This window comes from Kitasatospora sp. NPDC088779 (genome assembly GCF_040685395.1).
In the GTDB taxonomy this organism is placed as follows: Bacteria; Actinomycetota; Actinomycetes; order Streptomycetales; family Streptomycetaceae; genus Kitasatospora.
The window spans coordinates 25,255-36,734 of the sequence record NZ_JBFBHW010000074.1 but is presented as its reverse complement, the minus strand read 5'-3'; the positions used below and the strand labels follow the sequence as shown (position 1 = coordinate 36,734).

Sequence of the window (11,480 nt, the reverse complement as noted above, 5' to 3'; positions counted from 1 at the left end):
AACGACGCCGTCTCCGAGGTGAACCGGTCACCGGTGAGCTGCATGCCGTCACCCGAGTCACCGGCGAAACGGATGATCACCCGGTCCAGTCGGCGAATCGGCTTGCTCGGAGTGGCCATGGGACTCTGCTCCTTCGGGCGGTCTACGTGGGAGACCCGGTGGATTGGCGCTCGGCGAGCTTGAGGGCCTCTTCCAGGAGACGTTCGACGATCCGGTTTTCGGGGACGGTCGCGACGACCCGGCCCCGGACGAAGATCTGGCCCTTGCCGTTGCCGGAGGAGACTCCGATGTCGGCTTCCCGGGACTCCCCGGGGCCGTTGACGACGCAGCCCATGACGGCGACGCGCAGGGGGAGGGGGAACCCCTCGAAGGCGGCCTCGACCCGTTGGGCGAGGCGGTGGATGTCGACCTGGAGGCGTCCGCAGCCGGGGCAGGACACGATTTCGAGCTTCCTCGGGCGTAGCCCGAGCGAGGAGAGGATGTGGCAGCCCGCCTTGACCTGCTCGGCGGGCGGTGCGGAGAGGGAGACCCGGATGGTGTCGCCGATGCCTTCGGCGAGGAGGACACCGAAGGCGACGGCGGATTTGATGGAGCCCTGGAACGCGGGGCCGGCTTCGGTGACGCCCAGGTGCAGGGGGTAGTCGCAGCCGGCGGCGAGGAGCCGGTAGGCGGCGATGACGGTCAGCGGGTCGTGGTGCTTGACGGCGATCTTGAGGTCGGTGAAGCCGTGCTCCTCGAACAGCGAGCACTCCCACAGCGCGGACTCGGCCAGTGCCTGGGGCGTGGCGCTGCCGTGCTTGGCGAGCAGGCGCGGGTCCAGGGAGCCGGCGTTCACCCCGATCCGGATCGGGACCTTGGCCGCGCCGGCGGCCCGGGCGATCTCCTTGACCTTGTCGTCGAACTTCTTGATGTTGCCGGGGTTGACGCGGACCGCGGCGCAGCCGGCGTCGATGGCCTGGAAGACGTAGCGGGGCTGGAAGTGGATGTCGGCGATGACGGGGATCGGCGACTTGGCGACGATCCTGGGCAGGGCGGCGGCGTCGTCGGCGGAGGGGACGGCGAGGCGGATGATGTCGCAGCCCGCTGCGGTGGCCTCGGCGATCTGCTGGAGGGTGGCGTCGATGTCGGTGGTGGGGGTGGTCGTCATGGTCTGCACCGGGATCGGTGCTCCGCCGCCCACGGGGACCCTGCCGACGTGGATCTGCCGGGAGTGGCGGCGGGCCGCGAGAACGGGTCCATCACCGGGCGCGGGCCCGGGGCCGCGACGGCCGGGCGGGGTGGGGTCGGGGAGGTCGACGCTGTTCATGACGTGCTCCGTGTGGAGGATGGTGCCGGCAGGGAGGCGGCCGAGGGGGCGCCGTGCTCCAGGAGGCGGCGGGCGGTGTCGGCTATGGCAGGACCGCTGATCCCGGCGGCGGACAGGAGGGCGCCGCGCTCACCGTGGGCCAGGAACCGGGTGGGCAGGCCCAGGGCGTGAACGGGCACGGTGACCCCGGCGTCGGTGGCGTGCTGGGCGAGGAGGGCTCCGATGCCGCCCTCGCGGACCCCGTCCTCCACGGACAGGGCGATGCGGTGGCGTCCGGCCAGATGGACGAGGGCGGGGTTGACCGGGGCCACCCAGCGGGGGTCGACCACGGTCACTCCGATGCCCCGGGCCGCCAGGAGTCGGGCGGCCTCCAGGCAGGCGCCGGCTGTCGTGCCGATCGCGACCAGCAGCACGTCCAGGGGCGCGTGTGGGGAGCGGTGCAGGACGTCGATGCCGTCCATGGTGGTCAGCGGGTCGATGTCGGCCGCGGCGGCGGCTTTGGGGAAGCGCACCGTGCTCGGGCCGTCGCCGGACTCGACCGCCTCGCGCAGCAGGGCCCGCAGCCGGGCCGGATCACGGGGCGCGGCGACGCGCATGCCCGGGACGCGGGCCAGGACCGCGAGATCCCACAGGCCGTGGTGGGAGGGCCCGTCGGGGCCGGTGACCCCGGCCCGGTCCAGGACGAAGGTGACCGGCAGCCGGTGCAGCGCCACGTCCATCAGCACCTGGTCGAAGGCCCGGTTCAGGAACGTCGCGTACAGGCACACCACCGGGTGCAGGCCGCCCATCGCCAGCCCGGCGGCGGAGGTGACGGCGTGCTGCTCGGCGATCCCCGAGTCGAAGACCCGGTCGGGGAACTTCCGGGAGAACGGGCCGAGCCCGACCGGCAGGCGCATCGCCGCGGTGAGGGCGACGAGGTCCTCGCGCTCGCCTCCCAAGGCGGCGAGCTCGGCGGCGAAGACGGACGTCCAGGTCGGCTTGCCCGTGGTGCGGGGGCGGCCGGTGGCCGGGTCGATGACTCCGCAGGCGTGCATCCGGTCGTCGGTGTCGGCTTCGGCCGGGGCGTAGCCCTTCCCCTTGGTGGTGACGGCGTGCACCACGACCGGCCGTCCGAGGGCAGCGGCGCGGCGCAGTGCGGTCTCCAGCGCGGGGGTGTCGTGGCCGTCGACGGGGCCGAGGTAGGCGAACCCGAGGTCGGTGAAGACATTGCGGTCCGGTGTGACCTGGCCGCTCTCGCGCAGCCGGGCCAGGTGGGCGGGCAGTGCACCTGCGCTGGGGTCGTAGGAGCGGGTGTTGTCGTTCAGCACGACGATGACCGGGCGCCCGGCGGCCCCGAGGTTGTTCAGGGCTTCGAAGGCCAGGCCGCCGGTGAGCGCGCCGTCGCCGACGACCGCCACCACCCGCCGTGCCGCTCCTCGTAGGTGGAAGGCCTTGGCCAGGCCGTCGGCGTAGGCCAGGGCGGTGGAGGCGTGGGAGTTCTCGATCCAGTCGTGCGCGGACTCGGCCCGGCTCGGGTAGCCGGACAGCCCGCCCTGCTGGCGCAGGGTGGCGAACTCCCGGGCGCGTCCGGTGAGGACCTTGTGCGGGTAGGACTGGTGGCCGGTGTCGAACAGGATCGCGTCACGCGGCGAGTCGAAGACCCGGTGGAGGGCGATGGTCAGCTCCACCACACCCAGGCTCGCGCCCAGATGGCCACCGGTGGCGGACACCCGGTCCACGAGCAGGTCCCGTATCCCGGCCGCCAGCCGGTCGAGTCGGCCGGGGCGCAGGGCGCGCAGGGCGGCCGGGGTTCCGGGGAGGGGAAGTGGTCCGTGAGCGGTGGGGCACCCCGGTACCGGTGGCGGTGCGTCTGCTCTTCTCCTCGGTGGTGGGGCAGGTCTCCCCGGCTCGGGATGGAGGGTCGATGGCCGTCATGGGGTGAACACCTTCTCGAAGCGGACGAAGTGGATGGTGGCTGTGGCGCGCCGATCGCCGTGGACGGTGACCGACAGTCGGAACCGAGGAGTGCTCACGGGCGCTCCCGGACCGGGGCCGGCGGCGCGAAGTACATGTCCTCCACCGCGGCGGTGTGCTCCACGACCGTCACCGGCCCCCACCGGTGGAGGGCCCGGATCACACCGGTCACCAGGGCCGGTGGGGCGGACGCTCCGGCGGACAGACCGATGGTGCCGGCGCGCTCGATCCAGGCCGGGTCGATGCCGTCGGCGTCCTCGACGAGGTGCGCCTCGGCACCGGCGCGGCGGGCGACCTCCACCATCCGCACCGAGTTCGAGGAGTTCGCCGAGCCGATGACCAGGACCAGGTCGCAGCGCTCCGCGACTTCCGCCACGGCCAGCTGCCGGTTGGTGGTCGCGTAGCAGATGTCGTCCGACGGGGGCTCCCGCAGGGCCGGGAAGCGGCGGCGCAGGATGTCGACGACCTCGCGCGTCTCGTCCACGGCCAGGGTGGTCTGGGTGAGGTAGGAGACGCGGGTCCCGTCGGGGACCTGGAGAGCGGCCGCCTGCGCGGGGGTCTCGACCAGGACGATGGAGGCGGGGGCCTCACCCAGGGTGCCCTCGACCTCCTCGTGCCCGGCGTGCCCGATCAGGACGATGGTGCCGCCGCGAGCGGCGAAGCGCCTGGCCTCGGAGTGGACCTTGGTGACCAGCGGGCAGGTCGCGTCCACGACGGTCAGCTCGCGGGCACCGGCCTGGGCATGGACCTCAGGTGACACACCGTGGGCCGAGAAGACGACCGTGGCACCGGCCGGTACCTCGTCGAGTTCTTCGACGAACACCGCTCCCCGGGCGGCGAGGCCCGCCACGACGTGGGTGTTGTGGACGATCTGCTTGCGTACGTACACCGGCCCGTTCCGGTCCGGGGCGTCCAGCAGCCGTTCCACGGTGTCGATCGCGCGCTCCACCCCGGCACAGAACGAGCGCGGCGAGGCGAGAACCACCGTCCTGTGCCGCCGGGCGGCGGGCGGCGGAGGAGGTGCGGCTGCGGGGGTGCGGTCGGGTTCGGCCGTCACCGCGACACCCGGCCACGTGCGAGGACGGCGAGCGGTGTGGTGTCGGCGGGGCGGTGCAGGGCGCCCGCCGCATCGGTACGGACCAGTAGGGGCATCAGTCTCTCCTGAGGGATGGTCGGGTCCGCGAGGTCCGTGCGGCCGGCGGGCGGGGGAGGCCCTTCGGGCCCGCTGCCCCGGTTGTCCGCGCCGGCTCGGTGGCGCACTCACGCATGGGTGAGCAGAGGACCTGCGGCGGAGGCGTTCGCTGAACCTGCCGGGGAACGCTCACGTGTGTCCAGTGAGCCCCAGCCAGGTCATCCGGCGTAACTCTTCTTCATGGCATGCTTGTTGAACCTCCTGCCGTGTTGAACGACCTTGAACGACTCCGAACTGCCGTATATGGGAACAAATTTGCCCCAGTAGTCGGCCGTCCAGGGCGTCTCGGGGAACCTTCAGTACCTTCGAGTGAGGCCAACGGCCGTTCGGGTGGGCGCGGGGCGGATGGGCGTTGTCGCTGTGAAGGCGCCGGGTGCCGGGGCGTCAGAGTACGTGTTCAACGCCGGGGATTCCCGTGTGCGGATCCCGTTCTGTCCGGCGTCCTACTGACGCGTGGGCAGGGAGAGAACCGCAGTGAAGAGAACGCTCAGAAAAGACCAATGGGCCGTTCTCGTCGGGCCGTTGCGCCCGGACGAGGCCCTGGTCCCGACCCTCCTGCACCATCCCTTGCGGGGTCCGGTCGATTGCCGTGGAGCCGAACTCGTGGCCGGGGCTCTGCGCCGCGCCGGGCTGCGGGTCCGCTACCAGGACTTTCCCGTCCCGACCTGCGGCGGGGCCGGGGCGCTTCGGCCTGCGGACTCCGCCACGGCGACGGGTCTCACCGTGCCCGCGGGCCTGACCGCGACCGGCGGGGCAGTTGGAACCTCGTTGTGGACAGGGGATCCGCCCTGGCAGGAACTCGGTGCGGGTGCGGGTGCGGGTGCGGGTGCGGGGGGTGGCGGGGCGGTGCGGGCGGTGACCTACGTAGGTCGAAACGGTGCCGTGGTCGGGCTGGCGGTGGTGACCTCCGCAGGCGCGGATGCCCCCTCGGAGGAAGCCGTGCGCGCACTGGACAACTGGGCGGCGGTGCTGCGCACGAGGCGGCTGGTGTCGGCCGGCGTCGCACCGCTGTGTGCAGGGGCGGTGCGGGCCCGTGAAGAGGTCGACGCCGTACTCAGTGGGACGGCGGGGCCGGTGGCGGTGGTGGGCGGTGTGCCGGTCGATGCCCTGGTGGCGGCCCGGTGGCGGGCGCGAGGGGTGGTGTCCGTCGCCGTGGCGGAGCAGGTCCCTCCGGGCGCGGTGGCCGTGATCGGCCCGGCCGGCGCCACGCCCGAGGTCCGGGCCGGACTGGCCGGGCGCGGTGTCACCGTCGTCGACGCGACCTGCGGGAAGGTCGCGGACCTCCACGCGCAGATCCGGGCCTTCGTCGCCGGCGGCGAGGCCGTGTTGGTCGCCGGACGGTCCACCGACGCGGTGACTCCCGGTCTGACCGCCCAGGCGGCACCCGGGCAGGTGAAGGTCCTCGAGAACCTCGAACATGCCATGGCGGTGCCCGTGCCCGACCCGGCACGGGTCGCCGTCGTCATCGCCCCCGGGCGGCCGGTCGAGGACGCCGAAGTCATCACGGAGACCGTACGTGCCCGCTTCGGACACGTCCTTCCGCAGAACCCCGCCAGCTACTGCCATGCGGCCGACGACCGCGCGCACACCCTGCAGCGCCTGGCCCACAGCTGTGACACCGTCCTGATCGCCGGGCTGCTCGACGAGCCCGAGACCCGGGAGGCCCTGCGGGTCGTCGAGGAGGCGGGCGCTCCGGCCCGCCTCATCCACAGTCCCTAGGACATCCGTCCCGAATGGCTCCGGCACACCGCCGCCATCGGGGTCACCGCCACCAGCACGACCGATCCCGCGCTGCTGACCCGGATCCTCCACGCCCTCTCCGGCGCCGGGCCCACCGCTGTCACCACCCAACACACCACCACCGGCGGCAGGGTGGCGTCCGTACCCCGATTAGCGTTCGGACGACGCTTGAGGCGAGGCACCCGCCGAGCGCGCCGAACGAACCGTCGGATACGACCGGCTTGAAGGCGCGGCGGACCAGGGCCGACCAGGTCCTGTCCGGCCGATCCTGCCGGGCCCGCGACGCTGCGCATCCGCCCCAAGCCTCCGGCCGGGAGAGCCGCGGGCCGATCCGCCAAGATCAGCCGGACAGGACCTAAGGGATCCGGCAGTCCTCGTGGTGGATGGGGTGGCGCAGGAGCTGGGCGGCGGCCGGGACGCGCTGGTAGCTGCGCAGACGGCCGCGCATGGTGTGCAGGGCCGCGGTGGCGCGGGCCGACTGCAGATGGGGGTAGTCGTGCAGGAAGGCGTGCCAGTGCTGGCAGGCTTCCTCCAACTGTCCCTTTTGAAGAAGGAGTTCGGCGAGTCGCGCGGTGGTCAGGGCCCGGGCCCGGCGCTCGTCGGACGGCCTGCGGGTGAGGGAGTGGGACAGAACGGCGCATGCTCGCGAGACGTCGCCGGTTGATGCGAAGACCTCGGCCCGCTGGTGGTTGAGGGCGGCACTGTGGTAACCGCCGGTGGTCCGGTGCTCGTCCTGGGCGTCGTCCAACAGGCTTTGCGCCCGGTCGAGTTGGGTGAACGCCTCGCGGCGCCGGTCGGAAGCGGCGAGGGTGACGGCGAGCTGCCCGGTGATGAACGCGGCCGAACCCGGTGGGAGTCTGGTGACGTCGGCCGCCGCGGCCTGGGCCAGGTTCAGGGCCTGCGCGCGGTCGCCCATGTGGTTGGCCTGGACGCTCATCTGCCGCAGGACGATCGCGTGCCGCAGCGGGTCGGCGGCCTCGATGGCGAGCTCCGCGGCGATGCGGTAGTAGGTCTGCGCGGCGCCGTGGAGGTGCTCGTCGAAGCAGGTGAAGGCGGTGAGGTAGGCGAGGTCGGCGGCGGCCTGGCGCAGTTGCCGGTGGAGCGTGGCGCCGACGGGGCTGGTGAGTTGGGGTGCGATGTCGGTGGCCAGGTAGGTGGTGAGGGCCGGGCGGGTCCGGGCACCGCCGAACATGTCGTCCGCGTCGGCGAACACGGTGGCCATCAGGTTCGCGGCCTGGACGTGGGCGGTACTGACCCGCGTTCTACCGCTCGGGCGCGGCGAGGGTGCGACAGCCACGGGCGACCGCAGGGTCGGGTCGTAGGGGATCAGGCGGAGGGTGCGGGGGCTGACGGCCGAGGCGGCACCGAGTTGCTCCAGCCGCACGGCGATGTCCGGGGTGGTGGGCTTCTCGACGGTGGTGGCGGCGGGGGAGGGGGAGAGGCCGGCGGCCTGGGGCGTGATCGCGCGGTGGAGGGCGTCGGACAGGACGTGGCAGACGATGTCGGCCACTTCGGGGCGGGGGCGGGAGCCGAGGAGCCAGTGCGCGACCGAGGTGCGGTCGTAGTGCAGGGGCAGGGCGCGAAGGCTGCCGACGGCGTTGACGGCTCGGGCGAGCTGCTCGTTGGTCCAGCCTGTCTCGTCGAGCAGAGCCCGCAGACGGGGATTGGGTGTGTTTCGGGGACTCACGGTGAACCTCGTGGTCGCGGCGGAAGCGACGTCGTGGGCGGGTGCGGGGCGTTCAACACGGCGAGAGGTTCAACAACCCTGCCGCTAAGCAGAGTTACGTCGAAGCGGCTCGCCAGGGCTTACTGGACACACTGTGGGCGCAGCCAGGCAGGTCTGGCAAGCGCCCCGGTGAAAAGCCCTTCGTGCGCCCCCGGAGTGAGAGCACCACTCGGCCGGGGCGGCAACCGGTGTACCGAACGGAGAAGCATGATGACGGCCAGGACCCTCGGCTCCGAATCACCCGACCTGACAGTGGTACGTACCCAGGTCGACGGCATCCTCGACGGCTTCCTCACCGCCAAGGCCCGTGCGGCGACCGCGCGGTACCTGCCCGGGGAGATTCCCCGGATCCTGCACGACTTCCTCTCCTCCGGCGGCAAACGCCTGCGCCCCCTGCTGTGCGTGACCGGCTGGCGCGCGGCGGGTGGCGAAGGCGATCCGCGGCCGGTACTGCGGGTGGCGGCGTCGCTGGAGATGTTCCACGCCTTCGCCCTCATCCACGACGACATCATGGACCGCTCCACCACCCGCCGCGGCCACCCCACCGTCCACCGTGCCCTCGCCACCCTGCAACGCGAGGGCCGCAGCGAGGCGGCCGCCGACGACCTCGGGGTCGGCTCCGCGATCCTGGTCGGCGACCTCGCCCTGGCCTGGTCGGACGAACTCCTCCACACCGCAGGCCTCACCCCGGGCCGGCTCGTCCGCATCCTGCCGCTCATCGACGCCATGCGCACCGAGGTCATGTACGGCCAGTACCTCGACCTCGCCTCCACCGGGCACCCCACCGACGACGTCGACCGGGCACTGGCGATCATCCACTACAAGACCGCCAAGTACACCTGCGAACGCCCCCTGCAGATCGGTGCCACCCTCGCCGGAGCCGACGACGAACTGCGCACCGTCCTCAGCGACTTCGCCCTCCCCCTCGGAGAGGCCTTCCAACTGCGCGACGACCTCCTCGGCGTCTACGGCGACCCGGACCGCACCGGCAAGCCCACCCTCGACGACCTGCGCGACGGCAAGCACACCACCCTCGCAGCCCTCGCCCTCAAACTCGCAACCCCGGACCAGGTCGCCCGGCTGCGCCGGCTCCTGGGCGACCCCGACCTGACCGAGGAGCAGGCCGAGGACGCCCGACGCGTCATCACCGCCACCGGCGCCCGCGACATGGTCGAGCAGATGATCCGGGCCCGCTGCGCGCAGGCCGACCACGCCCTCTCCCGCAGCACGATCCCGCCCGCCGTGGCCGCCACCCTGCGCGAACTCGCACGGGCCGCGACGAAGAGGACCACATGAGCGCAGTCGCACCGGAAGGCGACCGCCCGTCCTGGCCGCCCCTGTGACTGCCGGGCTGGTGTGGGTCCCACCGTCCGGGCCCTCGGGAGAGGTCGCTCAGGCCGTGCGGAGCACCGAAATCGAGCACCTGATCCACCTGTTCCGTGACCGGGCCAACCGAGTTCTCACCACGGCTACGGCCGTGCGGAGCCCATCGCCAACACGTACCAGCACCGGCAGTTCGCTCTGCCGCGCGCGCACCGCAGATCACGTCCAAGGAGAAGTAGCCGTGACCACAGACACCCAGGAATCCGTGTACTGGAACGCTCAGGCTGCCGGTCTGGTCCCTGCGGGATCAAGGCCCGCTGAGCTGCTGTCGGGCCTACGGGTCGGGTCCGCCGCGGAAGACGACAGCACCGACCCGGACGACGTCCACCGGCAGAGTCATGCCGGGGCGCCTCATGGGGAACGGGAGCACGATACGGTCCTGCGGATCGCCACAGCGCCCGCCTATGTCCCCTACCAGTCTCCGCGGATGGAGGTGCACCCGGAGGGCGAGCGGATGAGCTGGTCGGCCATCGCGGTGACCAGGTCGCGCGAACTCCGGGAGTCGGTGGCCTCAAGCGCCGTGGGGGACACGACGCGGAAGGTCGTCCTGTTCGCCAAGGACAGGCTGTGGGACGGCCGTTCATCCGAGTCGGCGCGAGCACTCGCCGAGCTGTGCGGGATCATTCCCGGTAAGGGCGGCGAAGTCGCCGAGGTGGCGGAAGAGTACCTGCGCCGGGGAGCCGAGCCCGAGCGGCGTTCTCTCGAAGCGATGGCCGTACGGGACCTCTGGGGAGCCTTCCAGGCCGATGTCACCATCCGGTGTACGGACTGGCGCATTCCCGACCTGAGCGCCTCGCTGATGGCTGCGAGCATGGGGATCGACTACCCGGACGCACCCGACGACAGCGGAGCCGTCGGGCTGGAGCCGTACATCGACGCGAGCAGTGAGGGCATCGCCTGCCTCAGCGGGAGCGCCGCCCAACAGGCATTCCGGGACAGCACAGTCACCTGTGCGGTCATCCAGATGAAAGAGGAGATACGGACGGAACTCCTGAACGCTGTTCCGGCCGCCGGCCCCTGCGCCGTTGTCCCACCCGCCTCGGCCCCCGCACCAGCCGACTATCTGGTCGCACGCTGGTGGGACGGAGACCTGCCGGCGATCCTTCGCCTCACGGTCGGCTGGGCTCCCTACCGGCACCTGTCCACCGACCGGGGATACTTCCCCGGCAGTGACCGATGCGGAAGGATGTTCCGCGCTATCAACGGCCCCCTCTACTACAACGACAGCGTCGATCTACTCCACGACTACGGTGCCAAGGAGGCGTTCAACGAGCTTCACCTGGCACTGGCGAGCGGAGACGGCCGCAACCTGATGGGCTTCGCCGACGCCCTCGCCGCGGCCACCGACGAGGCGATCGCCTGCGACTGCGGACACGACGGCCACCAGGTGGCGGCAGAGATCGCCATGGGCGCGTGCGTCTACTTCGCGCTCACCCCCCGCTACTTCCTCCGGCGCCAGCTCGCGGCGCTGTCCCACACCGCCCCGCACACCAACGGCTCCTTCCTCCCGTCACAGGAAGCAGCCAGGGTCACCGCCACCACCGTGCTCCCGCCCGGCAACATGATGTACTCCCCGACCTGGACACCGCTCTGGCGTACCGCGCCCGAACCGGACGACCCCACGTGGGCCGAGGCACTCGCCCACCGCGCGACCCGGCGCTACTTCGCCACCGACCAGACCCAGCACCCCGTCGGCCAACGCTGCACCGCGCTGACCCGGGACATCATCGAGCAAGCCGCGTGCCTGACCGACGGGCCCGCCTTGCGGTCGATGGCGGACCGCTGGAGTGACGTGTTCCGTCTCATCGCCACGCATCCCAGCATGCGCACGGCGAACAACACCCCCGACCCAGACGTCGTGGAAGAACTGGCAGAGCTCGTCGGCCGCGTCTGGACCAACCTCATCGCAGAGTCCCGCGCCTCAACAGCACCGACGGGTGAAAGCGACGTTCACCTGAACATCGACTTCCAGCACATCGTCAGCAAAACCTACGACCAGGGCCCCTTCGGCTTCGCGCTGCGGCGAGCACTGTACGGCGCCGTGACCACTGCCATCGAGCTCGCAGGCCACAACCCCTACGCCCGCCTGATCGACGGCACAGGCCTGGCCTGCTGCCCTCAGCAGGGCGAAGCGGTGCAGGCGCCGACTTCGTGAAGTGGATCGGGTCTCGGCCAGACCG

7 protein-coding genes are annotated in these 11,480 nt (G+C 71.9%); 3 read left to right on the top strand and 4 right to left on the bottom strand.

Translation table 11 applies throughout. The features are described 5' to 3' along the window. Window positions 1-142: 142 nt before the first annotated feature. The 3 genes from ispG to AB0P03_RS38300 all read right to left on the bottom strand — a co-directional run bounded on the left by ispG (window position 143) and on the right by AB0P03_RS38300 (window position 4,316). On the bottom strand, window positions 143-1,306 hold the full coding sequence (gene ispG / locus AB0P03_RS38310) for a flavodoxin-dependent (E)-4-hydroxy-3-methylbut-2-enyl-diphosphate synthase (protein WP_363633317.1): 1,164 nt from the start codon (window positions 1,304-1,306) through the stop codon (window positions 143-145). After that, window positions 1,303-3,084, bottom strand: a complete 1,782-nt coding sequence (locus AB0P03_RS38305; RefSeq protein ID WP_363633319.1) for a 1-deoxy-D-xylulose-5-phosphate synthase — start codon at window positions 3,082-3,084, stop codon at window positions 1,303-1,305. The genes ispG and AB0P03_RS38305 overlap by 4 nt, the downstream gene beginning before the upstream one ends. 230 nt (window positions 3,085-3,314) lie before the next feature. Then, on the bottom strand, window positions 3,315-4,316 hold the full coding sequence (locus AB0P03_RS38300) for a 4-hydroxy-3-methylbut-2-enyl diphosphate reductase (RefSeq protein WP_363633316.1): 1,002 nt from the start codon (window positions 4,314-4,316) through the stop codon (window positions 3,315-3,317). Window positions 4,317-5,390: 1,074 nt separating this feature from the next. Between AB0P03_RS38300 and AB0P03_RS38295 the strand changes: the two genes are divergently transcribed. Next, on the top strand, window positions 5,391-6,170 hold the full coding sequence (locus tag AB0P03_RS38295; protein ID WP_363633315.1) for a hypothetical protein: 780 nt from the start codon (window positions 5,391-5,393) through the stop codon (window positions 6,168-6,170). A 376-nt stretch (window positions 6,171-6,546) separates the two neighbouring features. Here the strand turns inward: AB0P03_RS38295 and AB0P03_RS38290 are convergent, their stop codons facing one another. After that, the gene (locus tag AB0P03_RS38290) at window positions 6,547-7,878 is read right to left on the bottom strand and encodes a hypothetical protein (RefSeq protein WP_363633314.1); all 1,332 of its coding nucleotides are present in this window, start codon (window positions 7,876-7,878) and stop codon (window positions 6,547-6,549) included. A 249-nt stretch (window positions 7,879-8,127) separates the two neighbouring features. Here AB0P03_RS38290 and AB0P03_RS38285 point away from each other — a divergent pair, with 249 nt between their 5' ends. Both AB0P03_RS38285 and AB0P03_RS38280 read left to right on the top strand, forming a co-directional pair. Continuing rightward, window positions 8,128-9,213: a polyprenyl synthetase family protein gene (locus AB0P03_RS38285; protein ID WP_363633313.1), complete on the top strand. Its 1,086-nt coding sequence runs from the start codon at window positions 8,128-8,130 to the stop codon at window positions 9,211-9,213. Window positions 9,214-9,481: 268 nt separating this feature from the next. After that, a complete protein-coding gene (locus tag AB0P03_RS38280; protein WP_363633311.1) occupies window positions 9,482-11,455 on the top strand; it encodes a hypothetical protein in 1,974 nt (657 codons plus the stop codon). The last annotated feature ends 25 nt before the right edge of the window (window positions 11,456-11,480 follow it).

Bases quoted from the DNA above. Each gene is read 5' to 3' on its own strand.
- ispG (WP_363633317.1), bottom strand. From the start codon at position 1,306: ATGAACAGCGTCGACCTCCCCGACCCCACCCCGCCCGGCCGTCGCGGC.
- AB0P03_RS38285 (WP_363633313.1), top strand. From the start codon at position 8,128: ATGACGGCCAGGACCCTCGGCTCCGAATCACCCGACCTGACAGTGGTA.